Here is a 25,918-nt window from a genome sequence, read left to right on the forward strand (position 1 = left end):
CCGTAGCGTCGGGGTTAGAGCGCTGTCCGGCTAGGCAGCGCTGTCTGGTCGATCAGAATTCGTTCGAAACAGGAAAATCTGGACCGGTTGCCGATCCAGCCAGCCTGCAGTTTCCTTCAACAAGATGTGACGACAGTCCGTCCGCGCCGGGACGGTCGTCACACGTGGCCGCGACCGCTGTCAGGTCATCCGCCCAGGTCTTTCCATGAATATCCGCGATTTTGTCCTTCTCGTGCTGATTTGCCTGGCCTGGGCGTTCAGCACGGTGCTCAGCAAGGTGGTGATCTCGGAGTTGAACGCGCCGCCGCTGTTCTATGCCGCCGCGCGTTTCATGGTGGTGGCGCTGGTGTGCGCGCCCTGGCTGCTGCCTGTTCCAAAACCATTGTGGCGCATCATTCTTGTCGGGCTGTGCATGGGCGCGGGCAGCTTCGCGCTGGTGTTCATCGGCCTGGAGACTGCGACGCCTTCGGCCACCGCCATCGTCAGCCAGCTTGGCGTGCCGATCACCACCATCCTGTCCGTCATTGTGCTCGGCGAGGTTATCGGCTGGCGGCGCAGGCTGGGCATTCTGCTGGCGTTTAGCGGCACCATGCTGGTGATGTGGGACCCGCGCGGCGTCAGCGCCTCGACGGGACTGGCCTTCGTCGCCGCGGCGGCGGTGTGCTCCTCCGTCGGCGCCATCATGATGCGGCAGATGTCCAGGGTGCGGCCGCTGCAGTTCCAGGCGTGGGTGGGGCTGGTCAGCGCCATTCCGCTGGCGTTCGGCACGCTGCTGCTCGAGGATCAGGTGATGCCGCGGGCGATCAATGGCGGCTGGATGCTTTTCTTCGCCGTGATGTTCGCCGCCCTTGTCGTCTCGGTCTGCGCTCACACCACCTATTATGGCCTCATCAAGAAGTACGAGGCCAGCCTGATCGCGCCGCTCACCCTGATGTGCCCGCTGTTCACCATCGCCCTCGGCATGGCGATGACGGGCGACCGGCTCACCGTCAGCACGGTGCTGGGCTCGTCCATCGCCCTTGGCGGCGTGCTGCTGATCGCCGTGCGCCGCAACAGCAAGCTGCCGATTTCGCGAACGGCGGCGGCGACGCGATAGCGCATTTTCCGGTCCATGCGGATCGGAAAATGCCCATGATTTCCCGTTTTGCGCGAATTCTGACCGATCAGGCTTCTGTCTGGTGAAATAACCGCCCCAGGCTCGGGCGCATTTGTCGCTTGACCATATAAAGATATGTTTATATCTATTCGGCAACGCTGATTTCAGCGCCGGGGCCGTGTGCGCGTCCCGGTTTCCTTCGTGGGGTTGCGCGTGTCCGTCGTCGACAACGTCTCGTTTGACGCCATTCTGGCCGCGCTGAAGGCGGCGGCGGAAGAAACGCGCCTGCGCATTCTGTATCTGCTCGCCCGGGGCGAGTTCAGCGTCTCCGATCTCACCGACATTCTCGGCCAGTCGCAGCCGCGCATTTCCCGCCATTTGCGCCTGTTGTGCGAGGCTGGCCTGGTGGAGCGGCGGCGCGAGGGCGCCTGGGCATTTTTCCGCCTCGCCGGCGGCGGCGGCCTGCCTGCGCCGCTGCGGGCGCTGGTCGACGCCCTGCCACAGGACGACGCGCTGCTCGCCCGCGATCTCGAACGTCTCGCCCAGGTGCGCGAGGAGCGCGCCCGCGCCGCCGGCGCCTGGTTTGCGCGCATCGCGCCGGAATGGGACCAGTTGCGCTCGTTGCACGCGCCGGAAGCGGCGGTGGAGCAGGCGATCCGCGATCTGGTCGGCCCGGCGCCGGTGCGCGCCCTGCTCGACCTTGGCGCGGGCACCGGGCGCATGTTGCAATTGCTGGCGCCGCAGGCGCAACGTCTCGTCGGCGTCGACGCCAGCCCGGCCATGTTGCAGGTGGCGCGCGCCAATCTGGAGCGGGCGGGCGTTACCCGCGCCGAACTGCGCCAGGGCGACATCAACGCCCTTGATGTGGAGCGCGGCGCCTTCGACCTGGTGGTGGTGCACCAGGTGCTGCATTTTCTCGACGACCCCGGCCGCGCCCTGCGCGAGGCCGCCTCGGCGCTGGCGCCGGGCGGGCGGCTGCTCGCGGTCGATTTCGCCACGCACGAGCACGAGTTTCTCCGCACCGGGCACCAGCACCGGCGGTTGGGATTTGACGATGCGCAGATGGCGGCGTGGTTCACCGCCGCCGGGCTTGAGCCGCGACAGAGCGTGCGTTTGCCCACCGATGGGCCAGACGCGGCGAAGGCAGGCTGCGCCGGAAGCGGCGGGGACGGCCTGACGGTCGTGCTGTGGCTGGCCCGCGATCCGCGCGTCATTACCGACTGGTCGCCGGACGGCCAGAATTCAGGGGTTGCATGATGATTGCCCAGGGAACACGAGAAGAGACGCGCGACGTGGTTCGCCAGGGGTTCCGTCCGAGCCGCGACAGCCTCCGCGTCCCGCGCGCCTCATTCGAGTTCTTTCCGCCGAAAACGCCGGCCATGGAGGAGCAGCTGTGGAGCGCCATCCGGCGGCTGGAGCCGATGCAGCCGCATTTCGTTTCCGTCACCTATGGCGCCGGCGGCTCCACCCGTGAGCGCACCCACGCCACGGTGAAGCGCATCGTCGATGAAACGGCGCTGACGCCGGCCGCGCATCTCACCTGCGTCGCGGCCTCGCGCGATGAGGTGGATGAGGTGATCCGCGGCTATCACGCCGCCGGCGTGCGCCACATCGTGGCGCTGCGCGGCGACGCCATCGAGGGGCCTGGTCACGCCTTCCACGCCCATCCGCAGGGATATCAGTCTTCAGCAGATCTGGTGGCTGGCATCCGCGCCATCGGCGACTTTGAGGTGTCGGTGTCGGCCTATCCGGAAAAGCATCCGGAAAGCCCTGATCTCGACGCTGACATCGACATGCTGAAGCGCAAGATCGACGCGGGCGCCACGCGGGCCATCACCCAGTTCTTCTTCGATAACGACGTCTACTTCCGCTTCCTCGACCGGGCGCGGGCGCGCGGCGTCGATATTCCGATCGTGCCCGGGCTGCTGCCGGTGCAGAACTTCACCCAGGCGGCCAGCTTCGCCGCCCGCACCGGCGCCAGCGTGCCGGGCTGGCTGGCGCAGCGCTTCGAGGGACTGGACGATGACCCGGAAACCCGGCGGCTGATCGCCTCCGCCGTGGTGAGCGAGCAGGCGGCGGAGCTGATTGATCGCGGCGTCGCCGATCTCCATTTCTACACCATGAACCGGGCCGACCTGGTTTATGCGGTTTGCCATCTGCTGGGCTTGCGCCCGGCCGCCGGAGCACCCGGCCAGCAGGCGGACTGACGCCAGCCCTGTCCCCGGGCGACCGGCCGGCTGCCGGGGGCGATTGATGCCAGGGCGAAACCGGTTCATGCTGAACCGGAGTGTCGCCCTATCTATTTGAGTAAATGCACTTTTTCACGCCGGGCGATGTTCGCCTCGCTGGAAAGGTGCGCCAGCCCGACGGCGCGGCCGGCCTCCGGCAGCCTGCCGGTGTTTGCCCGTTGCTCCAGCCGGCGCTTTTCGCGCAACCGGATCAAGCCATGACCCAGACCACGACCCTGCCGATCAATTCCACCGCCGCCAGCCCGGCCGATGGCGACGCCGTGCGCGCCGCCCTGGACGCCGCCGCCCGCGAGCGCATCCTGGTGCTCGACGGCGCCATGGGCACGATGATCCAGGGACGGAAGTTCTCGGAGGAGGATTTTCGCGGCGATCGGTTCCGCGACCATGGCCACGATCTGCGCGGCAACAACGACCTGCTGATCCTGACCCAGCCCGACGCCATTCGTGAGATTCACCTCGAATATTTCATGGCCGGCGCCGACATCGTCGAGACCAACACCTTCTCGGGCACGGCGATCGCCCAGGCCGATTATGGCCTTGAAGCCATCGTCTATGAGCTGAACCGCGAAGGCGCGCGGCTGGCGCGCGAGGCGGCTCAGGAGGCGGAGCGCCGCGATGGCCGCCCGCGCTTCGTCGCCGGCGCCGTGGGGCCGACCAACCGCACCCTGTCGATCTCGCCGGACGTCAACAATCCGGGTTACCGGGCCGTCAGCTTCGACGAGGTGCGCGACGCCTACGCCGAGCAGATCCGGGGGCTGGTCGACGGCGGGTCGCACATCATCCTGATCGAGACAATCTTCGACACGCTGAACGCCAAGGCGGCGGTGGTGGCGGCGGGGCAGGTCTTTGCGGAGAAGGGCGTGCGCCTGCCGCTGATGATCTCCGGCACCATCACCGATCTCTCTGGCCGCACCCTGTCCGGCCAGACGCCGGAGGCCTTCTGGAATTCGCTGCACCACGCCCGGCCTTTCAGCATCGGTCTCAACTGCGCCCTTGGCGCCCGGGAAATGCGCGCCCACATCCAGGAGCTGTCGCGGGTCGCCGATACGCTGGTCTGCGCCTATCCCAACGCTGGCCTGCCCAACGAATTCGGCCTGTATGACGAGAGCCCTGAGGCCATGGCGACGCTGGTCGGCGAGTTCGCCGCCTCCGGCCTGGTCAACGTGGTGGGCGGCTGCTGCGGCACGACGCCGGCGCATATCGCCGCCATCGCCGGAGCGGTGGCCGGCAAGGCGCCGCGCGTCGCGCCGGAGGTGGAGCCGCGCCTGCGGCTGTCGGGGCTGGAGCCATTCACCCTCACCGACGACATTCCGTTCGTGAACATCGGCGAGCGCACCAATGTCACCGGCTCGGCGAAGTTCCGCAAACTGATCACCGCCGGCGACTACGCCGCCGCGCTCGACGTGGCGCGCGATCAGGTGGCCAATGGCGCCCAGATCATCGACGTCAACATGGACGAGGGCCTGCTCGATTCGCAGCAGGTGATGACCGACTTCCTCAATCTGGTCGCCGCCGAGCCGGACATCGCCCGCGTGCCGGTGATGGTCGATTCCTCCAAGTTCGAGGTGATCGAAGCCGGACTGAAGTGCCTGCAGGGCAAGGGCATCGTCAACTCGATCTCGCTGAAGGAAGGCGAGGAGAAGTTCATTCACGAGGCGCGCATCGTCCGCGCCTATGGCGCCGCCGTGGTGGTGATGGCCTTCGACGAGCAGGGCCAGGCCGATACGGCGCAGCGCAAGGTGGAGATCACCGCGCGCGCCTACAAAATCCTCACCGAACAGGTCGGCTTCCCGCCCGAGGACATCATCTTCGATCCCAACATCTTCGCCGTGGCGACGGGCATCGAGGAGCACAACAACTACGGCGTCGACTTCATCCAGGCGACGCAGCGCATCCGTCAGACCCTGCCGCACGCCCATATTTCCGGGGGCGTTTCCAATCTGTCGTTCTCCTTCCGCGGCAACGAGCCGGTGCGCGAGGCGATGCATGCGGTGTTCCTGCTGCACGCCATCCGCGCCGGTATGGACATGGGCATCGTCAACGCCGGCCAGCTCGCCGTCTACGACGAGATCGATCCGGACTTGCGCGAGGCCTGCGAGGACGTGGTGCTGAACCGCCGTCCTGACGCCACCGAACGGCTGATGGACGTGGCGGAGAAGTTCCGTGGCGGCGCCGGCCGCCAGGCGCGTGAGGCCGATCTGACCTGGCGCACCTGGCCGGTGGAGAAGCGGCTGGAGCACGCCCTCGTCAACGGCGTCACTGAATATATCGACGCCGACACCGAGGAGGCGCGCCTCGGCGCCGCCCGCCCGCTCGACGTGATCGAGGGGCCGCTGATGGCCGGCATGGGGGTGGTTGGCGACCTGTTCGGCGCCGGCAAGATGTTCCTGCCCCAGGTGGTGAAGTCTGCCCGTGTCATGAAGCAGGCGGTGGCTTGGCTGATGCCGTTCATGGACGCGGAGAAGGCGGCGGGCGGCGATGGCCACAGCAGCGCCGGCAAGGTGCTGATGGCCACCGTGAAGGGCGACGTGCATGACATCGGCAAGAACATCGTCGGCGTCGTGCTGGCCTGCAACAATTACGAGGTGATCGACCTCGGCGTCATGGTGCCGGCAGCCAAGATCCTTGATGTCGCCCGCAAGGAGCGGGTGGACGTCATCGGCCTCTCCGGGCTGATCACCCCCTCGCTTGACGAGATGGTGCATGTGGCTTCGGAGATGGAGCGCGAGGGGTTTGACATTCCGCTGCTGATCGGCGGAGCGACCACCAGCCGCGTGCATACGGCGGTGAAGATCCATCCCAATTACCATCGCAACCAGGCGGTCTATGTCGCTGACGCCAGCCGCGCCGTCGGCGTGGTCTCCAGCCTGCTCTCTGACATGCAGGCGACGGACTATGTGGCGGGCGTGCGGGCCGAGTACGAGAAGGTGGCGGCCGGGCACGCCCGGGCCGAGGCGGAGAAGCAGCGCCTGCCGCTGGCGAAGGCGCGCGACAACGCCATGAAGGTCGATTGGGCGGCGCTGACGCCGCCGAAGCCGACGTTCCTCGGCGAACGGGTGTTCCGCAGCTACGACGTGGCCGAGCTGGTTCCCTATATCGACTGGACGCCGTTCTTCCAGACCTGGGAGCTGAAGGGGCGCTTCCCGGCGATCCTGGAGGACGCCAGACAAGGCGAGGCGGCGCGTCAGCTCTATGCGGACGCCCAGGCCATGCTGAAGCGCATTGTCGATGAGCGCTGGTTCACGCCGAGGGCGGTGATCGGCTTCTGGCCGGCCAACGCGGTGGGCGACGACATCCGCCTTTATACCGGCGAGAGCCGTCAGGAGACGCTGGCGACCTTCTTCACCTTGCGTCAGCAACTCAGCAAGCGCGATGGCCGCCCCAACCTGGCGCTGGCCGATTTTGTCGCGCCGGAAGGCGTCGGCAAGCCGGATTATGTGGGCGGATTCGTCGTCACCGCCGGCCCGGAGGAAGATCGCATCGCCAGACGCTTCGAGGGCGCCAACGACGATTATTCGTCGATCATGGTCAAGGCGCTGGCCGACCGCATCGCCGAAGCCTTCGCCGAGCGCATGCACCAGCGGGTGCGCGCCGAGTTCTGGGGCTATGCGCCGGGCGAGAACCTGAGCAATGACGAGCTGATCGCCGAGACATACGACGGCATCCGCCCCGCGCCGGGCTATCCGGCCCAGCCGGACCATACCGAGAAGGCGACGCTGTTCGACCTGTTGCAGGTGGAGAAGCGCATTGGCGTGAAGCTCACCGAGAGCTACGCCATGTGGCCAGGCGCCTCGGTGTCGGGGCTCTATCTGTCGTGCCCTGAGGCCTATTATTTCGGCGTCGCCAAGGTGGAGCGCGATCAGGCCGAGGACTACGCCCGGCGCAAGGGCATGGACCTCGCGGAAGTGGAGCGCTGGTTGGCGCCGGTGCTGAATTACGACCCGGCCGCCTACGCGAAAAGCGCCGCCTGAACAGCTTCCGGCCAGACACATCTTCGGGTCGCCGCGCATCCGCCAGGCGGACGCCCGCGGTCCATGAATCGAAACGCCGCCCTCAAGCAACACGCGGGCGGCGTTTTCGCGTCTGGATTCCGTGTGCGCCGGAGGGGCGCGGGGAACAAAATCCGGATGTTAACGGTTGGATGTCTGGGCTTCGTTGGCGGCGGTGCGGACCACCGGCGTCACCACGACAGGCGCGACGCCGCCCATTCCGAGGGCGCGGGCCGCAGCGGCGGACAGATCAATCACCCGGCCGCGCTTGAAGGGGCCGCGGTCATTGATGCGGACCACGATGGAACGGCCGGAACGCTTGTCGGTGACGCGAACCATGGAGCCGAAGGGAAGGGTGCGATGCGCGGCGGTGAGGGCCTTGCCCGTGAAACGCTCGCCGCTGGCGGTCTTGCGACCGTAGAAGCCGGGTCCATACCAGCTGGCGACGCCATGCTGGCCGGATTGGCTGGATGAAGGTGTATCTGCGAATGCTGCTGATGTGGTGAAAGCTGCGAACCCGACCAGGGTGGCGGCAAATACTTGTTTCCTGGATAGCAACGATCCGTCCTTTGTTGTTGCGGATCGCGCCAGAAAATGGCGGGTCGTGACCACAATGTGGCGCACGGTTTCACCTGCAACGGTGAAGCTGTGGCATGAATGCACATTGCTTGACTATATTCCTCCAGGCGCGGGTTCGGCTGTGCTGGAGGGGGTATTTCATGTGAGCGCATGAATACTTGATAATGCAATATTGGTCGGCTGCGGCCCGCATCTCCCATGATCTGGGGACGTTATGGGCAAGCAACGCGCAGCAATCCGGCGCGCCGCCAAAATGCGCTGTGGATACCGGAGTCGTGCGACAATCCGTCGTCGTGAAAAATACAAACGATTCATACGCGGGTAATGATTTGCCGATTTGGCTCCCCGGCTCCCCGGACCTCCAGGGGCGGAATGTGCTCCGACCGAATCGGGTTCGCTCCTGCGCCCCTGCGTCTGGACACACGTCCGCTGAATGGACGCGTCCCGCGCGTCAGCCGCCGCCCTGGAAAACGCTCAGGGCCGGCAAACGTTGCCGATGTCCAGGATCAGAATGCCGGCCCATGCGCCGCGGAGAGCCAGCCGCAGCCCGGCTGGTCCGTTTCGTCCAGTGCGGGGCGGACGCGTCAGGCGCCGTGACCGGCAAACGCCAGCCAGGCGGCGACGCGCGCTTCCGGATCGGCGTTCATGGTGACGTCGCTGACCACGGCGATGGAGTCGGCGCCGGCGGCGAAAACGTCCGGGGCGCGCTCCAGGGTGACGCCGCCGATGGCGATCAGCGGCGTCGCGCCAAGCCTGCGTTTCCACTCGCTGATCCGCTCCAGCCCCTGTGGTGCAAAGCGCATGACTTTCAGGGTGGTGGGCCAGATCGGGCCGAGCGCCACATAGTCGGGCCTTGCCGCGAGCGCCGTCTCCAGCTCCGCTTCGTCATGGGTGGAGACGCCCAGCGTCAGCCCGGCGTTGCGAATGGCGGTGAGGTCGGCCTCGGCCAGGTCTTCCTGGCCCAGGTGCAAATGGCCGGCGCCGGCGTCGATGGCCGCCTGCCAGTAGTCGTTGACGATCAGCTGCACGTCGGCGGGCAGGGTGATCGCCAGCGCGGCGCGGATCATCGCCACCGCGTCGGCGTGATCCAGCTCCTTGGCGCGGAGCTGCACCGTGCGCACGCCGCAGCGCACGAGGCGATCGACCCAGGCGACGCTGTCGACGATGGGATAAAAACGGTCAGGAGTTTGCAGCATGCCAGAACGGCGTCCCTGGAACAGGCGTTGACGGAGAGGCGAAATCGCGCGGGGGCATCAGGCCGGCTTCCCACGCGGCGCGGCCGGCCTCCACCGCCTGGCCGAAGGCGCGGGCCATGGCCACCGGGTCGCCGGCCTTCGCCACCGCCGTGTTGAGCAGCACCGCGTCATAACCCAGCTCCATGGCGTGGGCGGCGTGTGAGGGCGCGCCGAGGCCGGCGTCGACCACCAGGGCGATATCCGGAAAACGGTTGCGCAGCAGGGTCAGCGGGCCCGGGTTGACGATGCCTTTGGCGCTGCCGATAGGCGCGGCCCAGGGCATCACCACCTGGCAGCCGGCGTCGACCAGCCGGGTCGCAACGGTCAGGTCCTCGGTGCAATAGGGAAACACCTGGAAACCGTCGCGGATCAGGATGTCGGCGGCCTCGACCAGCGCCACCACGTCCGGTTGCAGGGTGTCGTCGTCGCCGACAACCTCCAGCTTGATCCAGGGAGTTCCGAACAGTTCGCGGGCGAGCCGGGCGGTGGTGACCGCCTCGCGCACCGTGCGACAGCCGGCGGTGTTGGGCAGGATTTTCAGCCCCAGCTCGCGGATCAGCGCCCAGAAACTGTCGCCGGTGGCTCCGCCCGCCGTCTCGCGCCGCACCGACACGGTGAGGATGCCGGCGCCCGAGGCGCGCACCGCCGCCTGCATGACGGCGGGGGAGGGATACAGCGCCGTGCCGATCATCAGTCGGGAGGCGATGTCCTCGCCATACAGTTTCAGCATGCTGGTCATCCACCCTGTCGCGGCGAGACGATTTCGATGTCGTCGCCGTCGCGCAGCAAATCCTCACCCCACCGTCCGCGCGAAACCACCGACTGGTTGACGGCGACGGCGATGAATTCGCCGTCATAGCCCAGGGCCTCGAGCAGCGCCCGCACGCTGGCGGCGGCCACCTGCTGGCCTTCGCCATTGACGGTGAGCCTGAGGACGGGCGCGTCGGTCATCAGGTTGTCGTTCATGGCGTCGCCTCCTCAAGCGCCGGGGCCGCGGTCGCGCGGCCCGCCATATGAAACAGTTCGTCATCCCGCACGCCGTCGACGATCCAGCGGGTCACAGCTTCAGCGATGGCCGGGGCCATCAGGAAGCCGTGCCGGTAGAGGCCGTTGACGCGGGCGATGCGGCCGGCGACGGTGACGCGCGGCGCATGGTCCGGAAACGCCGGCCGGAGTCCCGCGCCCATTTCGACGATGCGCGCCTCGCCGAAGGCCGGATGGATGGCGAAGGCGGCGCTCATCAATTCGAGCGCCGAGCGGACGGAGATGCGGTCATCCTCGCTCTCGATGGTGGAGGCGCCGATGACGAATCGGTTGTTGGGGCGCGGGATCACATAGAGCGGCCAGCGCGGATGCAGCAGGCGCACCGGGCGGGTGAGGCTGATTTCCGGCGTCTCGATGGTGACCACCTCGCCCTTGACGCCGCGCAGGGCGGGCAGGGCGTCGCGCGCCGCCATGCCCCGGCAATCGATCACCAGGCCGTCCAGGCTGTCCGGGTCGACCGGCGCGCCGAGGCGCAGGCTGACGCCCAGCGCCCGCAGCCGCTCGTGGATCGCCGGCACCACCCGGCGCGGCTCCACATGCCCTTCCGCAGGGAAGAACAGACCATCGCGAAACCGGCCTTCCAGCGCCGGCTCCAGCGCGGCGATCTCCGCAGCGTCAACCCGCTCGTGACCGGGGGTGATGCGGGCGAAGCGCTCGAAATCGGCGCGGTCGCGCGGGTGGGCGACAATCAGCGAGCCGTGGAACGCCGCATCGGGAAACGCCGCGCGCCACAGGGCGAGGGAGCGGTGGCCAAGGCGCATCACCAGCGGCTCGGAAACCTCGGCCTCGCAATCGGGCGCCAGCATGCCGCCAGCCCAGTAGCTGGTGGCGCCGGCCAGATCGCCGGCCCCCTGATCATACAGGGCGACGGCGCAGCCCGCCTGCGCCAGCGCCAGCGCGCACCAGCTTCCGGCGACGCCGGCGCCGACCACCGAGACGGTGGGCGCATCACGGAGCGTGTCTGGAAGGTGGGTGTTCGCTGTGGTCATGCCGTCCCTCCGCCGATGCGGGACATTCCTGGACGCCGGGAAAGCGTCCAGGAATGTCCCGTGCCTTGAGTCGGCGCCGGATCAGCCCGGAAAGCGGTCTCCACTCTCCGGCCCGGCGCCAGCCGGATCAGGTTCAAAGGATTTGGCGTCGCGCCATCTCAGCCCTGACCATCAGGCAGGGCACTCCCCGGACTGTCGTGAGTTAGCGCTAACTCACAAAATGTAGATACGCCCCGGCCGCCAGCTCCGCAAGGCGAGGGCCGGTCAGGCCACCAGCGGACCCTGCCGGCTGGCGATGAGGTCGCGCAGGGTGGTGATGGTGGATGCGTCTGCGACGCCGTCCACCAGCTCTGGCCGGAAATGCCGCTGGAAGGCGCGCACCGCCGCCTCGGTGCTGGCGTCATAGTCGCCGTTCATGTCAACGCCATAGCCGTAAAGCGCCAGCATTGCCTGCAGCGCCTCGACCGGCGGGCCGCTCTCGCCAGGGCTGAGGAAACGTCCGCCGCTGACCGGGGCCGGGCGGACCCAGTGGCCGACGCCAGCCTGGGCGAGGCGCTCCCACGGAAACAGCTCGCCGGGGTCTTCCTTGCGCAGGGGCGCCACGTCCGAGTGGGCCAGCACGTTCCCGGGCAGGATCGACCAGCGCTGGATGATGTCCTGGGCAAGGCGCGTCACCGCGGCGATCTGCGCGTCCGGGTAGGGCGGCAGGCCGCCTGGATGGCCGGCGTTGGCGATCTCGACGCCGATGGAGGCGGAGTTCACGTCGGTCACGCCATTCCAGAAGCTGGCGCCGGCGTGCCAGGCCCGCCGCGCCTCAGGAACCATCTGGACCACATGGCCGTTTTCGAAAACGAAATAATGCGCCGAGACTTCCGCCACCGGATTGCACAGCCGTTGCAGCGCCTCGCCGGCGTCCGGCATGCCGGTGTAGTGCAGGATCAGCAGGCGCGGCGCCTGGCCGCCCGTGCGTTCACCGTGGTTTGGCGAGGGAAACACCCTGGCGGCGACCGGGCTGTCAGGTTCCAGTCGGGACATGAACACTCCTGCAAACAAGGCCTCTGCAAACAAGGCTGCTGCAAACAAGACCCCTGCCAATCCGCCGTGCGCGGCGAGCCGCGGCGCGACCGGCGGCCCGCAGAGGTTGCGCCTGTTTCACCTGAACGCCGGCAAAGCTCAACCCGTTGCCGGCGATGTCAGGCGGCGTCAGCGCTTTTGCCGCCGCGCAGGGCGCGGATGCGGGCGAAGGCGTCATTGATGGCGGCGGCGCGGTCGTTGGCGACGACGATCGCCTCCTGCGGCATGCCGGCGGCGATCAGCCGGTCCGGGTGATGCTCGGCGATCTGCCGGCGGTAGCACTGCAGCAGTTCCGCGTCGCTCATGTCGCGGCGGGCGCCGAGGATGCGCCAGGGATCGTCCGGCATGGCCATGTGATTGGCCTGGATGGCGACGAACTCGTCGTGGCTGAAGCCGAAAATGCGCCCCACTTCCTCCAGAAACGCCAGTTCCGCTTCATGGATGGCGTGGTCGGCGCGGGCAATCTCGAACAGCGCGTCCAGCACGCTTTCCAGCAACGGCCGGTTGTCGGCGAAATGGTCGGCGAGCTGGCGGGCGTAAGCGTCGAAACCGTGGATGGTCTGGCGGGCGAGATTGAACAGGCGCTCGACGCGCGGCAGATCCTCCGCCGGCACGTCGATGATGCGGCGGAAGGCGGCGATTTCGTTGTGGGTAACCACCCCGTCGACCCGCGCCATCTTCGCGCACAGGGCGACGAGGCCGGTGGCGTAAACCACCTCCGGCGGCGGCGGCCCGAAAATTCCGCCCGGTGCGAACAGCCCGGTGCTCTCCAGAAACCGTCCGGTGGCGGCCCAGGCCTGGGCGCCGGGGCTGTCGCTCCGGTCGAGCAGCACGTGGCCCGTGGCGGCGCCAACCAGCGCCCCAAGCGGTCCGCCGAGCACCGCGCCAAGCCCCAGGCCGCCCAATTTGCCCCAGACGCTCATCGGCCGCTCCCGCAGCCGGATGCGTCCGTCCGGTCGCCGGGAAACCGGGACGGGCAGGAGGCGCTGGGGCATGAGGCGGAAGGGCGCGAAAGGGAATCAGGCGTCATCGAACGCGCATCGGAACATCAGAACGCGTATTTTTCGAGGCGCCTCAGGCAGGTTTCGCGCAAAAAAAAAGCGACGCCGTCACCGCCGTCGCCACCCGTCGTCAGCGAGAGCAAAACCCGCCATTGCGGCGGCGTCTTGCCCTGACTGTCCGTTGCCCTGCGTTCTTCCAGCGCGTGGCAGGCCGGGCCACGCCAAAAAACGCTTCAGGCGAGGTTCAGTAGCATTCCTGGTAGCGGCGGCCGCCGTAGTAGTAGCTGCGGCAATTGGCCGTTCCGGCGCCGACAATCGCGCCCGCGCCCGCGCCCAGGGCCGCGCCGGCAAGAGCGCCGCCGCCCGTTCCCGTGGCCGCGCCGCCGACCGCAGCGCCGGCGAGGCCGCCAATGGCGGCGCCGCCCACAGCGCGCTCGCCGGGGGTTTGGCAAGCAGCCAGTCCAACCGTCACCAGTCCGATAGCCAGCAGTTTTTTCATGGATCCTCTCCCTCGGAGTTGCAGCATGACCTGTGCCGGGAATGCGCCCCGAAACGGTTTGGTTCCCGGCAATGCGCCGGGAATGGGGCGGGCGGGCGGGGCCGCCGGCCAGAGCCCGGACGCTCACCAGGCTGACGGTGAAGCGTGGCGCAGGAATGGCGAAATTGTCCCGGTCAACACCCGGGTTCAGACGGGAAAAATTCGGGCCGCTATCCCAGGTGAGACAAGGGTTTTCACCGCGAGTTTCATGGCTCAAAATCCAGGGTTGATCGCGAAATCGTTGAAAAAATGCCTGTTTGCTGCAACAGTGCGGAAATTGATAACCTTAAAACGCTGCGGCGATTGCATCAGTCCTTGCCTGATCCCTGCCGCATTTTGAGGAAAATTTGCGCCGTCATCTCTCGCGGGGCGAAGCCGCGTCGGCAGGGGTGATGCGTGACAATGAATGGGTGGAGCGGGCGCCGGCTGGATCGATCACAGCGTTGATCCCCGCCGCTCGGGGGCGCCCACGCCTGGTGGCGGAGCCTGCTCCGCCAGGGTGTTGCGAAAACGGAATTCGCTGCGCCTGGAAGCAGGTTCAGGGCCGGATTCCGGATAGCTGCGACCGCGCCGCCCGTTTGCCGGGCCTGGCGCGGTTTGCGGATATCGGGTCGCCGGATGGGGCGTCGCGAGACGCCATTCCAGCGCCGGGAGTCCCCGGGCGTTTTTGGGCGGAGCGGACGCCGCTTTGCGTTGAGAACGCGCGTAAACCCAAAAGGATAGTGCAAAATCCGCTCAAGACTTGAGGGGACTTTGCCCTAGAACATTTTCAAGGGAAGTGGACCCACTTTTCGTGGAGAAAATGTTTCAAACCAAAGAGATAGAGCGCTTCCGCCGAGCCTGGGTTCGGAGGGCGCGCTCCCGGTCCACCACCATCTGGGGGTAACGCGGTTTGAATTTGAAAACGACAACAGCCCTGTCGCTGGCGTGCTTCCTGGCTTGTGGAAGCGCCGCGATGGCGCAGGCGCCGTCTGGCGAAGTCGTGGCCCAGGGGCCCGGGCCACTCGGCGGTTTCGGCGGTCACGGATATTCCAAGGGCACGCCCTGGGGCAAAGCCGGCGATACGTCTGGCAAGGAGGGCGGCGTTCCAGCCGCCGCGCCGTCAGGCGGCAAGCCTTCAGGCAAAAAGTCTGGCTCCGGAAAAGCGGCTCCCAAAAGCGGCTCCCAGAAGAAGTCCGGACACGAGGCTGGCGGCCCGGCGCATGCGGCTGCGGGCGGCGCGAGCGTGGTGCAGGCGTCGCTTCATGTGGATGACGGGGCAGGCGAAGCGCCCGGCGCCGGCGCGGAGCCGCAGGCGGCGGAAGGCGCCGCGCCCGGCGCAGCGCCCAAACCGCGCCACGCCGTCGTGCGCGCGCCATTGCCGCCGCAGCGACCGGCCGATCTCGACAGCGCGCCGCAGACAGCCGCGGCCCCGGCGACACAGACGCAGGCAACGGCGCCGGCCCAGCCGCAGGAAGCTGCGCCGCAAACGGCGGAAGCCCAGCCGCCGGCGAACGAAACGCCCATGAAGGCGGATACGCGTCTCGCGGCCCGCGCGCCGCTGCCCCCCGCGCGTCCCGATGATCTCGATAGCGGCGCCTCCCAGGTGGCGATGACGGCGCCGGCCCAGCCCGCGGAAGTCGCCGATCAGGCCCGGCAGGCCGCGTTGCAGGCGCCGGCCGCGCCAGCCCCCGCCCCTGGCGGTGGTTTCGACCTGTTCAAATTCCTTGCAGGAAAGCCGCAGGGTGGGACGACCCCGACTGCTGGCGTCGCTGAGGACGAGCCCCGGCGTGGCCGTCGCCATGCGCGCGGCGCGGCGCGCGACGCCGCCGCGCGCGCCAACATCGCGCCGCTGATCGAGCGGCACGCCCGCGCCTATGGCATTCCGGTGGCGCTTGCTGACGCGGTGGTGCGTGTGGAGAGCCGCTACAATCCGTCGGCGCGCAACGGCCCCTACCTTGGTCTGTCGCAGATTCATCTCAACACCGCCCGCGCCGTGGGCTACGGCGGCGGCGCCCAGGGCCTGATGGATGCGGACACCAATCTGCGCTACGGCATGAAGTATCTGGCGATGGCCTACCGGCTGGCCGGCGGCGACACCTGCCGCACGATCCTGAAGTATCAGGCTGGCCACCGGGCCGAGCGCATGACCTCCCACGCGGCGCGCTATTGCTCGCGGGTGCGGACCATGATGGCGGCGTTCTGAGCCTGACGGGTAGCGCCCGGCTTCGCTGAACCGCGCTGGCGAGGCGCCTGCCTTCCATACGCTCCCCGTTGGCGACGGGGAGCGTTTTTTATTGACTGTCTGCCCGTTCGGCGGCACACCACCCCCCGCCAGTTGGCCGGACGACCGCTGCCCCGCAGAGGAAAGTCCGGGCTCCACGGAAAAACGGCGCCGGATAACGTCCGGCGGGGGTGACCCCAGGGAAAGCGCCACAGAAAGCAAACCGCCGCCGGTCCGCCGGCGGTAAGGGTGAAAGGGTGCGGTAAGAGCGCACCGCGGATGCGGCGACGCAGACGGCATGGCAAGCCCCGCCGGGAGCAAAACCAAATAGGGGCGACGTGCGCGCAAGCGCGGGCTTTTCCGGCCAGATCGCCCGGGTTGGTTGCTTGAGGCGATCGGTAACGGTCGTCCCAGAGGAATGGTCGTCACGTCCTGCGCCGCTTGCGGCGTGGGGCCTTACAGAACCCGGCTTACAGGCTGACTGGCGCTTTTTCCCCATCTGATGCGCGCGGGATGGGCTGGGCTCCCCGCAACGGCGGGACCTCGGCGCGCCGCGCATCCGCGCATGAATGGCGCGCCGCCGCGTCAGGAGGCTGTTGGCAGGCAGCCATGGCGCATGCGCACATAACGCGTTGCGTCCGCAAATCGCGTTACATCAAATCCGGGCATGGTGTGTTGATGGCCAGGCTTCGTCCGGCCATCCAGCGCTTGCCTTGCCTTGCCTTGCCTTGCCTTGCCTTGCCTTTCCTTGCCTTTCCTTCCCTTTCCTGGCCTCCTGGCCCGCCAGCGCAGCACGCCCTCTGGGGCACCTGCTGGCGCATCGCCCGGGGTCTGGATCGGGCGGCGCGCTCGCTGACGATCCGCCCGGGCCGCTCCCTGTCCCCTTCAAAATCGATCCGTCTTTTTCGTCAGCTGCGACGGCCGGAAAACCGCGTCCAAACCGTGTGCGATAGCAGATTCATTAACCTTGTCAGGATGACAATGCGTGACGGGGCCGTGCGTTTCCGAATCGGCGACGCCAGGCTCAGAAGCCCTTGATTCCATTGACGCCCAAGATATCCCATGGTATCCCAAATCATCCCGCATGAAGATGTGGCGCCAGTGCTGGCGTCAGCCGGGCTGCGGCTCCCCGGTGGGGAGCGCGCGGACATGCGCGGAACGACGCCCGCCGCCAGCTCCGGCGCGGGTTTCGGCGTTGCGGGGAGCTGCAAGGTCAGGGCGGCTGGCGGCGATGGACCGGTTCGTGTCCAACTTCACCAACCGGCTCGATTCCAAGGGCCGGGTATCGATCCCGGCGCCGTTCCGGGCTGTGCTGGCGCGCGACGGTTTCGAGGGGCTTTATGTGCATCCGGGGCTGGACGCTCCGGCGCTGGATGCTGGCGGCAACGCCTTGCTGGCGGAGATCAACGCGCTGCTGGAGACGCTGTCTCCCTACTCGGAAGAGCGGGATTTCCTGTCGACGGCGCTGCTTGGCACGAGCGAAATCCTGAAGGTCGATCCGGAGGGCCGGGTGACCTTCTCAGACGCGCTGAAGGCCCACGCGGGCATCACGGATACGGTGACCTTTGTGGGGCATGGACACAAGTTTCAGGTCTGGGAGCCGGAGCGTTTCCGGGCTCATCTGGACGAGGCGCGGGCGCGGGTGCGCGAACTGAAGAAGAATCTGGGCCGGTCTGGGGCGAATGGCTCCCCTGTCCGGTCTGCGACGTCTCTCTCCCCAGGGGCGTCAGGCGCATGACGGGTCACGGCGACGGCAATGCCGACGCCGATGGCGGACCGGCCCGGCATGTTCCTGTGCTCCTGGGGGAGGTGCTCGAAGCTCTCCAGCCAGCGCGCGGCGGCGCATTCCTCGACGGCACCTTCGGCGCGGGCGGTTACGCCGCGGCAATCCTCAAATCCCATCCCGACGTTCGGCTGACGGCGCTGGATCGTGATCCGTCGGCGATTGCCGGCGGGCAGGCGCTGGTTGCTGCTTCGGGCGGGCGGCTGCAACTGGTCGAGGCCTGCTTCGGCGACATGGAGCAGGCGGCGCGCGACCTGGCGCTGCCACCGCTGGACGGCGTTGTCCTCGATATTGGCGTGTCATCGATGCAGCTCGATCAGGCGGAGCGGGGCTTTTCGTTCCGCTTTGATGGCCCGCTCGACATGCGCATGGCCTCGTCCGGCGAGAGCGCCGCCGATCTGGTCAATGGCGAGAGTGAGGAACGCCTCGCCGACATCATCTATCATTTTGGCGAGGAGCGTCGCGCGCGCGCGGTGGCCCGCGCCATCGTCGCGGCGCGCAAGGAAGCGCCCATCCTCACCACGCGCGCCCTGGCCGATCTGGTGGCGCGGGTGGTGCGCGCTGATCCCAATGGTCCGCACCCGGCGACCCGCACTTTTCAGGCGCTGCGCATCGCGGTGAACGATGAACTGGGCGAGCTTGTCCGCGCCCTGCATGCGGCCGAGCGTTTGCTGGCGCCGGGCGGCCGCCTGGTGGTGGTGACGTTCCATTCGCTGGAAGACCGCATCGTCAAGCAGTTCTTCGCCCGCCGCCAGGGACGGGGCGGCGGCAACCGCTTCGCGCCCTCGCTGGCCCCGGTCGCGGCGGCGACCTTCACGGCGGTGACGCGCAACCCGGTGACCGCCTCGCAAAACGAGTTGCGCGCCAATCCGCGCGCCCGCTCGGCCAAGCTGCGCGCCGCGACGCGCACGGATGCGCCCGCCCAGGACGAGGATGGCGACGTGACCAGCCTGGCGATGCTGCCAGCCCCGACGGGACGGAGAGCGCGATGATCCTTCGCATTTTCCACATCGCAGCTATCGGCGCGCTGATCGCTTCGGCGGTCTACGCGTACTCGATCAAATACGACACCATCTATCTGGCCGAGCAGGTCGCGAAGCTGAAGCACCAGATCAAGCGCGAGAAAGACACGAACGCGGTGCTGGCCGCGGAGTGGCAGCGCCTGACCCGGCCGGACCGCCTGCAGATCCTGGCGGAGCGGCATCTGGACCTGAAGCCGATGGCGATTGACCAGCTGGTGCGCGCCAGCGATCTGCCGCAGCGCCAGGAGAAAATTGACGCTATCGGGCGCAAGCTGGCGGATCTGGGGCTCTCGGAGCCCACCACCACGCCATCGGCCGGAGCCGAAAGCGCGACGGCGGCGCCGGAACAGCGCGCCGCGCCGCGCACGCCCGCGTCCGCCCGTACGCCAGGGAGGTAATGTTGCAGGATCGCTCCACGCCCCCCGGCGGCAAATCTCCTGATCGCGCTGGCCCCCGGCTGCCCGGGGCTTCGCCGCGCCCGCCGCAGGCGGGGGGCAATGCGCCCCAGCCCAAAGGCGCAACGTCGCAAAAGCCCGCAATGCAAAAACCCGCCATGTCTGGCGCGAGGGCCGCGGGGCAAGCCGGCCAGCCTTCAGGCCGGGGCGCGGGTCTGTGGCGGGGGCTGCAGGCGTCGGCTGCGCGCATTTTCTCCCGGGCTGGCGCGCCCCCGGGCAAAGCCACTTCCGGTAAAGCCACGCCCGGCGGAACCTCCTCGGGTCAAACGCCGTCTTCAGGCCAATCTGGCGGGGCGCCGCGTCCCAGCGTGGCCAGCGTGGGCGCCAGCGCCCTGGCGATGCTGGCCGCCGGCGCCGGCAAGACGAAAGCCGCACTCACGCGCGGCGGGGCGATGACCTGGCGCAGCTTCTTCCGCGCCGCCCGCACCATGATTGGCGACATGTTCCGCATGCGCGCCGACAAGGCCAATGGCCGCATCATGCTGGTGGGCGCCGGCTTCGTCTTCATTTTCGGCGCGGTGATCGTGCGGCTGGCGACCTTCGCCATCATGCCGCCGCCTGTTTCGGAACGTTACGTGGCGGGAAACACCGTCGGCGTGGCGCGCCCGGACATCGTCGATCGCAACGGGCTGCTGCTGGCCACCGACATCAAGACCTATTCGGCCTTCGCGGAGCCACGCAATATTCTGGACGCCGATGAGGCGACAGAACTGCTGACGGCGGTGCTGCCGGATCTGAACGCCCGTGAGTTGCGCGAGAAGCTGTCGACCAAAAAGGGCTTCGTCTGGATCAAGCGCGAGATGACGCCGAAGCAGCGCGCCGAGGTGCATCGTCTGGGCATTCCGGGCGTCGGCTTCCTGCCCGAGAACAAACGCGTCTATCCCAATGGTCCGGTGGGCGCCCATATTCTCGGCTTCGCCAATGTGGACAACCAGGGCATTGCCGGTATTGAAAAATACATCGACAATCAGGGGCTGAAGGATCTGGCCGGCCTTGGCTTCGCCAACAGCGCCGCTGACCTGAAGCCGGTGAAGCTGTCGCTGGATTTGCGCGCCACCCACGCGGTGCGCGACGAGCTGGTGAAGGGCATGGCCCACTTCAAGGCCAAGGCCGCGGCCGCCATGATCATGGACGTCAACACCGGCGAGGTGATCGCCCTGACGTCCCTGCCGGACTATGACCCGAACAATCCCGTCGACGCCCTCGAGAAGGATCGCATCAACCGGATGATGGTCGGCGTCTATGAAATGGGCTCGACCTTCAAGGCGCTGACCACAGCAATGGCGCTCGATTCGGGCAAGGTGAACATCAACTCCAGCTTTGATGCGCGCGGCGGCCTTCACTATGGCCGCTTCACCATTCGCGACTACCACGGCACCAATCGCGTCCTGACCGTGCCGGAAATCTTCCTGCATTCGTCCAACATCGGCACGGCGCGCATGGCGCTGGCGATCGGCGTGGAAGGGCACAAGGCCTTCCTGCGCAAAATGGGCCAGTTGACCCGCATGCAGACGGAGCTGCCGGAAAGCGCTGCGCCGATCGTTCCGGCCCGCTGGGGCGAACTCAACACCATGACCATCGCCTTCGGTCACGGTCTCGCCGTGGCGCCCATCCAGGCGACGGCGGCGGTGGCGGCGCTGGTCAACGGCGGCAAGCTGATGGCCCCGACTTTCCTGAAGCGCACCGAAGAGGAAGCCGCCAACGTTGGCAAGCAGGTGGTCTCGCCCCAGACCAGCGAGGCCATGCGCTACATCATGCGCCTCAATGGCTACAAGGGCTCGGCCAGGAAGTCGCTGGTGCAGGGCTATTACGTGGGCGGCAAGACCGGCACAGCCGAGAAGGTGATCGGCGGGCGCTATGCGCGCAACCGGCTGTTCACAACCTTCATGTCGGTGGCGCCGGCCAACAAGCCGAAATACCTGTTCCTCACCATCTATGACGAGCCGCAGGGCCTGCCGGAAACCTACGGCTACGCCACGGCGGCGTGGAACTCCGGCGTGACCACCGGCAAGATCATCGCCAGGGTGGCGCCGCTGCTGGGATTGCCGCCGATCTTCGAAGAGCCCAGGAATCCGTTCCCCAACATGGTTCGGCTTGGCGCCTGGGGCACGCGGTGAGGGCGTCGCGCCGCTGAACGCCGTCATCCCGGCAGGCTGGGCCTGGCGGCGCATGCGGCGTGCGTCGCCCGCCCGCGCGCGGCTCTTCACGCGCGATGGCCCCCACTTCGCTATCCACTTCGCCGGGAAACGCTCTATGTTGTCGCCTTGATGCAGACGCGCCGGCTTGCGCCCGGCGGATCAGGAGCAGTTTTTCCATGACCGATGCGCCAGTCGCCAGCGCCCCGCCGGTTCCGGCGAGGCTGGAGAAAGTTTTTCCCGGCCTGTTCACTGGCGAAATGGCGGCGCGCACCACAGCCGAGGTCACGGCCGACAGCCGGGCCGTGGTTCCGGGCGCCGTATTCGTGGCCGTGGCCGGCGCGAAGGACGATGGCCGGCGTTTCGTCGCTGACGCAGCGGCGCGAGGCGCCATCGCCATTGTCGGCGAGGGACCGCGACCAGAAGATCTGCCGCAGGAGATTGCCTGGGGGCAGGCGCCCAATGCCCGTCACGCGCTCGCGCTGGCCGCCGCCGCCCTGTATCCGGCCCAACCGGCCTGCATTGTCGCGGTGACCGGCACTGCCGGCAAAAGCTCCGTGGTGGATTTCGCCCGGCAGCTGTTCGCCGCTTGCGGCCGCGCGGCGGCGTCGCTCGGCACGGTGGGCGTCATTGGCCCATCCGGCGCCGCGTATGGTTCGCTGACAACGCCCGACCCGGTGACGCTGCACCGGACCCTGGCCAGCCTTGCTGCGGACGGCGTCACGCATCTCGCCATGGAGGCCTCGTCGCATGGCCTCGACCAGCACCGGCTCGACGGCGTGCGGCTGCAGGCGGCGGCCTTCACCAATCTGGGGCGCGACCATCTCGACTATCATCCTGACGAAGAGAGCTATTTCGACGCCAAGGCCCGCCTGTTCTCGGAGGTCGCCCCGGCTTCGGCGGCCGCGGTGGTCAACGCTGACTCCAGTCACGGCCAGGAAATTCTCGTCATCGCCAGCACGCGCGGCATGCGCACCCTGACGGTGGGCGAGAGCGGGGCCGACATTCAGTTGCTGAAGCATCGACCGGAGGGTTTTGACCAGCAATTGTGCGTCAGCGTCGAGGGGGTGACGTACGATATTCGCCTGCCGCTGTGCGGTGGTTTTCAGGCGCAGAACGCCCTGATCGCCGCCGGATTGTGCATCGCCACCGGCGAGGAGCCTGACGTGGTGATGCCGGCGCTGGCCAATCTGCGCGGCGTGCCGGGGCGCATGGAGCGCGTCGCCGAGGTCAATGGCGGTCTGGTGATCGTCGATTACGCCCACAAGCCCGACGCCCTGCGCGAGGTGCTGAAGGCGTTGCGCCCCTTCGCCAGCGGCCAGCTGGTTTGCGTGTTTGGCGCCGGCGGCGACCGCGATCCTGGCAAGCGGAAAATCATGGGCGAGATCGCCGCCAGATATGCGGACCAGGCGATCGTCACCGACGACAATCCCCGTTCCGAAGATCCGGCGGCGATTCGCGCCGCTATCCTCGCCGGCGCCCCGGGGGCGCGGGAAATTGGCGACCGGGGCGAGGCGATCGCCACAGCCATCGCGGAATTGCGCGCCGGCGACGTGCTGGTGATCGCTGGCAAGGGCCATGAAACCGGGCAGATCGTCGGCCAGAACGTGTTGCCGTTTTCGGATCACGAGGCGGTGCGCGCCGCCGTGCAGAAGGCCCCGGCGTAAAGGGCGTTCTCCACGCACAGGCGGATTTGTTAAGACCGCCGGGCTATGGTCAGGGTCAAAGTTTCTGATGGCGCGCGCCCGGCCTGTTCCGCCGGACGACGTATTTTACCGATTCGCTCCCCTGAGCGCGATCCAGCTCCCATGAAGCGCCTTGCCGTTCATGGGAGCTGGCCAATCGCCCTCTAATTTTGGACAGAGACGGATTCACCGTTCATATGGCGTCGCTGATGCGTCGGCATATGAACGGAGCCGGCTCCTGGAGAATGCAGGGCATGACATCGAAGGCATCGCCGCTCTGGACTGGCGAGGAACTGCGGCGGGCGATGGGCGCCCGGGTGATCGGCGCGCTTCCCGACGCCATCGGCGGCGCATCGATCGATACGCGCACCCTCCAGCCTGGCGATGCGTTCTTCGCCATCACCGGCCTTGCGCGCGACGGGCATGAATTTGCCGCCGCGGCGCTGGCGGCTGGCGCCGCCGCCGTGGTGATCGACGAGGCCCACGCCGCCGCACTGGCGCCGCTGGTCGCGGACAAAGGCGCGTTGCTGGTGGTTCCGGACGTGCTGGGCGGGCTGGAGGCGGCCGGGCGGGCCAGCCGGGCGCGCTCTCGTGCGCGCATCGTCGCCGTCACCGGTTCGGTGGGTAAAACCAGCACCAAGGAAGCGTTGCGGCTGGCCCTGGTCGGTCAGGGCCGCACCCACGCTTCGGTCGCCAGCTACAACAACCATTGGGGCGTGCCGCTGACCCTGACCCGCATGCCGCGGGAGACGGAGTTCGGCGTTCTCGAAATTGGCATGAGCGCCCCTGGCGAAATCCGCGCCTTGACCGCAATGGTGCGGCCGCATGTGGCGATCGTGACCACCGTGGCGCCGGTGCATCTGGAGTTCTTTCCTTCCGTCGAGGCCATCGCCGACGCCAAGGGCGAGATCTTCGAGGGGCTGGAGCCGGAGGGCGTCGCCATCATCAACGCCGACAATCCGCACGCGCCGCGTCTGCGCGCCCTGGCGGAGCGGGCCGGAGCCGCGCGCATCCTGACATTTGGAGAAACCGCTGGCGCGGACGTGCGCCTGACCCGGGAGATTCTCCAGCCGGACCTGTCCATCGTCGAGGCCAATGTTTTCGGTGAGGCGGCGACATGGCGCGTCGGCGCGCCGGGCCATCACATGGTGATCAACAGTCTCGGCGTGCTGGCGGCCGTGCATGCGCTGGGCGCGGATGTCGCCCTGGCCGCCCTGGCGCTTGGCCGGATGAGCGCGCCGCAGGGACGCGGCGAGCGCACCCGGCTTGCCGCCCATGGCGGCGCGTTCCTGCTGATCGATGAAAGCTACAACGCCAATCCGGCCTCGATGCGCGCCGCCATCGCCGCGCTGGGCAAGGTGGAGCCGGGGCCGCGCGGCCGCCGCATCGCCGTGCTGGCCGACATGCTGGAGCTGGGTGAACAGGGGGGCGCGCTGCACGCCGGCCTCGCTGGCGATCTTGAGGCGCATGACATTGATCTGGTCTACGCCGCCGGCCCGATGATGCAGGTTTTGTGGGAGGCGCTGCCGCCGGCGCGCCGGGCGCTGCATTGCGCCGCGCCCGCCGGACTGGAAGACGCCATTGTCGCCGCCGTTCACGCCGGCGACGTGGTGATGGTCAAGGGCTCCAACAGCACGCGGATCTCGCGCATCGTGACGGCGCTGAAGGCGCGGTTCCCGGCCGCCGGCTCCTCCAGGGACTGAACAGAGAAAGCTTCACCATGTTGTACTGGCTCGCCGACTATTCGACGTCGTTCAGCGCCCTGAATGTTTTCCGCTACATCACCTTCCGCACCGGCGGGGCCATCGCCACCGGGCTGTTCTTCGTGTTCCTGTTCGGCCCGGCGATCATCGCCAGCCTGCGCATCCGCCAGGGCAAGGGGCAGCCGATCCGCACCGACGGTCCGCTGTCGCACCTGTCGAAAAAGGGCACGCCGACCATGGGCGGCCTGATGATCCTCTCCGGCGTCATCGTTTCCACGTTGCTGTGGGCGAACCTGGCCAACCCTTATGTCTGGATCGTGCTGCTGGTTACGGTCGGCTTCGGCGCCATCGGCTTCTATGACGACTACCTGAAGGTGACCAAGCAGAGCCACGCCGGTCTCTCCGGCAAGGCGCGCCTCGCCATCGAGTTCATCATCGCCGCCTCCGCCTGCTTCGCCATCGTTACCGTTGAGCGCAACGCCGGCGGCGGCGCGACGGCGCATATGGCCACCTCGCTGGCGATCCCCTTCGCCAAGGACGTGATGCTCGATCTCGGCTGGTTCTTCATCGTCTTCGGCGCCTTCGTGGTCGTTGCCGCCGGCAACGCCGTCAACCTCACCGATGGCCTCGACGGCCTCGCCATCGTGCCGGTGATGATCGCCGCCGCCGCCTTCGGCCTGATCGTCTATCTGGTTGGCAACGTGAAATTCGCCGACTATCTGCAGATCAATTTCGTGCCCGGCTCCGGCGAGATGGCGGTGATCTGCGGCGCGCTGATCGGCGCTGGCATCGGCTTCCTCTGGTTCAACGCGCCGCCAGCGCAGATCTTCATGGGCGACACCGGCTCGCTGGCCCTCGGCGGCCTGCTCGGCACCATGGCGGTGGCCGCAAAGCACGAGATCGTGCTGGCGATCATCGGTGGTCTGTTCGTTCTGGAGGCCCTGTCGGTCATCATCCAGGTGGCGTCGTTCAAGCTCACCGGCAAGCGCGTGTTCAAGATGGCGCCGATCCATCACCATTTCGAACAACTGGGCTGGACGGAGCCGCAGGTGGTGATCCGCTTCTGGATCGTCGCCGTGGTGCTGGCGCTGATCGGCCTGTCCTCGCTCAAGCTGCGTTGAGGCGCATTCTTTCATGA

Annotated in this window: 22 protein-coding genes and 1 other RNA gene; 14 read left to right on the forward strand and 9 right to left on the reverse strand. The window is 67.7% G+C overall.

The features are described 5' to 3' along the window. The first annotated feature begins 205 nt into the window (after positions 1–205). The 3 genes from IE243_RS00845 (at position 206) to metF (ending at position 3,303) form a co-directional block, all read left to right on the forward strand. Positions 206–1,096 (forward strand): DMT family transporter, encoded by an 891-nt coding sequence (locus IE243_RS00845; protein ID WP_191317456.1) that lies wholly within the window; start codon positions 206–208, stop codon positions 1,094–1,096. A gap of 213 nt (positions 1,097–1,309) precedes the next feature. Further along, entirely contained in the window at positions 1,310–2,353 is a 1,044-nt protein-coding gene (locus IE243_RS00850; protein WP_191317457.1) for an ArsR/SmtB family transcription factor, read from the forward strand. Next, positions 2,350–3,303 carry a methylenetetrahydrofolate reductase [NAD(P)H] gene (gene metF / locus IE243_RS00855; RefSeq protein WP_244642577.1) on the forward strand — a complete coding sequence of 318 codons (954 nt, stop codon included), beginning with the start codon at positions 2,350–2,352 and terminating at the stop codon, positions 3,301–3,303. The genes IE243_RS00850 and metF overlap by 4 nt, the downstream gene beginning before the upstream one ends. 92 nt (positions 3,304–3,395) lie before the next feature. On the opposite strand, the gene IE243_RS00860 is transcribed toward metF, so the two are convergent. Further along, positions 3,396–3,539: a hypothetical protein gene (locus IE243_RS00860; RefSeq protein ID WP_191317458.1), complete on the reverse strand. Its 144-nt coding sequence runs from the start codon at positions 3,537–3,539 to the stop codon at positions 3,396–3,398. 3 nt (positions 3,540–3,542) lie between these two features. On the opposite strand from IE243_RS00860, the gene metH reads away from it, so the two are divergent. Next, a complete protein-coding gene (gene metH, locus IE243_RS00865) occupies positions 3,543–7,316 on the forward strand; it encodes a methionine synthase (RefSeq protein ID WP_191317459.1) in 3,774 nt (1,257 codons plus the stop codon). Between the two features lie 159 nt (positions 7,317–7,475). Here metH and IE243_RS00870 read toward each other — a convergent pair whose 3' ends face one another. From IE243_RS00870 to IE243_RS00905, 8 genes are all read right to left on the reverse strand, one after another. Next, positions 7,476–7,892 carry a septal ring lytic transglycosylase RlpA family protein gene (locus tag IE243_RS00870; RefSeq protein WP_191317460.1) on the reverse strand — a complete coding sequence of 139 codons (417 nt, stop codon included), beginning with the start codon at positions 7,890–7,892 and terminating at the stop codon, positions 7,476–7,478. Positions 7,893–8,497: 605 nt separating this feature from the next. Next, positions 8,498–9,106, reverse strand: a complete 609-nt coding sequence (locus IE243_RS00875; RefSeq protein ID WP_191317885.1) for a thiamine phosphate synthase — start codon at positions 9,104–9,106, stop codon at positions 8,498–8,500. Then, positions 9,093–9,878 (reverse strand): thiazole synthase, encoded by a 786-nt coding sequence (locus tag IE243_RS00880; RefSeq protein ID WP_191317461.1) that lies wholly within the window; start codon positions 9,876–9,878, stop codon positions 9,093–9,095. Before IE243_RS00880 ends, IE243_RS00875 begins: the two co-directional genes overlap by 14 nt. A 5-nt stretch (positions 9,879–9,883) precedes the next feature. Beyond that, positions 9,884–10,114 carry a sulfur carrier protein ThiS gene (gene thiS / locus IE243_RS00885; protein ID WP_244642579.1) on the reverse strand — a complete coding sequence of 77 codons (231 nt, stop codon included), beginning with the start codon at positions 10,112–10,114 and terminating at the stop codon, positions 9,884–9,886. After that, positions 10,111–11,181: an FAD-dependent oxidoreductase gene (locus tag IE243_RS00890; RefSeq protein ID WP_191317462.1), complete on the reverse strand. Its 1,071-nt coding sequence runs from the start codon at positions 11,179–11,181 to the stop codon at positions 10,111–10,113. Before IE243_RS00890 ends, thiS begins: the two co-directional genes overlap by 4 nt. A gap of 264 nt (positions 11,182–11,445) precedes the next feature. After that, a complete protein-coding gene (locus tag IE243_RS00895; protein ID WP_191317463.1) occupies positions 11,446–12,216 on the reverse strand; it encodes an N-acetylmuramoyl-L-alanine amidase in 771 nt (256 codons plus the stop codon). Positions 12,217–12,374: 158 nt separating this feature from the next. Next, the gene (locus tag IE243_RS00900; RefSeq protein ID WP_191317464.1) at positions 12,375–13,178 is read right to left on the reverse strand and encodes a TerB family tellurite resistance protein; all 804 of its coding nucleotides are present in this window, start codon (positions 13,176–13,178) and stop codon (positions 12,375–12,377) included. Positions 13,179–13,500: 322 nt separating this feature from the next. Further along, positions 13,501–13,755 (reverse strand): YMGG-like glycine zipper-containing protein, encoded by a 255-nt coding sequence (locus tag IE243_RS00905; RefSeq protein ID WP_191317465.1) that lies wholly within the window; start codon positions 13,753–13,755, stop codon positions 13,501–13,503. Positions 13,756–13,780: 25 nt separating this feature from the next. On the opposite strand from IE243_RS00905, the gene IE243_RS00910 reads away from it, so the two are divergent. From IE243_RS00910 to mraY, 10 genes are all read left to right on the forward strand, one after another. After that, positions 13,781–14,134 (forward strand): hypothetical protein, encoded by a 354-nt coding sequence (locus tag IE243_RS00910; protein ID WP_191317466.1) that lies wholly within the window; start codon positions 13,781–13,783, stop codon positions 14,132–14,134. Between the two features lie 615 nt (positions 14,135–14,749). After that, complete coding sequence (locus tag IE243_RS00915; protein WP_191317467.1) at positions 14,750–15,979, forward strand: lytic transglycosylase domain-containing protein; 1,230 nt, start codon at positions 14,750–14,752, stop codon at positions 15,977–15,979. 128 nt (positions 15,980–16,107) lie between these two features. After that, positions 16,108–16,486, forward strand: an RNA gene (gene rnpB / locus IE243_RS00920) — RNase P RNA component class A. 742 nt (positions 16,487–17,228) lie between these two features. Then, positions 17,229–17,735 (forward strand): division/cell wall cluster transcriptional repressor MraZ, encoded by a 507-nt coding sequence (locus tag IE243_RS00925; RefSeq protein ID WP_191317468.1) that lies wholly within the window; start codon positions 17,229–17,231, stop codon positions 17,733–17,735. Further along, positions 17,732–18,772 (forward strand): 16S rRNA (cytosine(1402)-N(4))-methyltransferase RsmH, encoded by a 1,041-nt coding sequence (rsmH, locus tag IE243_RS00930; RefSeq protein ID WP_191317469.1) that lies wholly within the window; start codon positions 17,732–17,734, stop codon positions 18,770–18,772. The genes IE243_RS00925 and rsmH overlap by 4 nt, the downstream gene beginning before the upstream one ends. Then, positions 18,769–19,200, forward strand: coding sequence for a cell division protein FtsL (ftsL, locus tag IE243_RS00935; protein WP_308432008.1), 432 nt, complete (start codon positions 18,769–18,771; stop codon positions 19,198–19,200). The genes rsmH and ftsL overlap by 4 nt, the downstream gene beginning before the upstream one ends. 449 nt (positions 19,201–19,649) lie before the next feature. Next, complete coding sequence (locus IE243_RS00940) at positions 19,650–21,374, forward strand: peptidoglycan D,D-transpeptidase FtsI family protein (RefSeq protein ID WP_191317888.1); 1,725 nt, start codon at positions 19,650–19,652, stop codon at positions 21,372–21,374. 197 nt (positions 21,375–21,571) lie between these two features. Further along, a complete protein-coding gene (locus tag IE243_RS00945; protein ID WP_373301522.1) occupies positions 21,572–23,059 on the forward strand; it encodes a UDP-N-acetylmuramoyl-L-alanyl-D-glutamate--2,6-diaminopimelate ligase in 1,488 nt (495 codons plus the stop codon). Positions 23,060–23,322: 263 nt separating this feature from the next. Continuing rightward, complete coding sequence (locus tag IE243_RS00950; RefSeq protein ID WP_191317470.1) at positions 23,323–24,780, forward strand: UDP-N-acetylmuramoylalanyl-D-glutamyl-2,6-diaminopimelate--D-alanyl-D-alanine ligase; 1,458 nt, start codon at positions 23,323–23,325, stop codon at positions 24,778–24,780. 17 nt (positions 24,781–24,797) lie between these two features. Continuing rightward, positions 24,798–25,901, forward strand: coding sequence for a phospho-N-acetylmuramoyl-pentapeptide-transferase (mraY, locus tag IE243_RS00955; RefSeq protein WP_191317471.1), 1,104 nt, complete (start codon positions 24,798–24,800; stop codon positions 25,899–25,901). Positions 25,902–25,918: the final 17 nt, after the last annotated feature.

This window comes from Camelimonas fluminis (assembly GCF_014656355.1).
Lineage (GTDB): Bacteria > Pseudomonadota > Alphaproteobacteria > Rhizobiales > Beijerinckiaceae > Camelimonas > Camelimonas fluminis.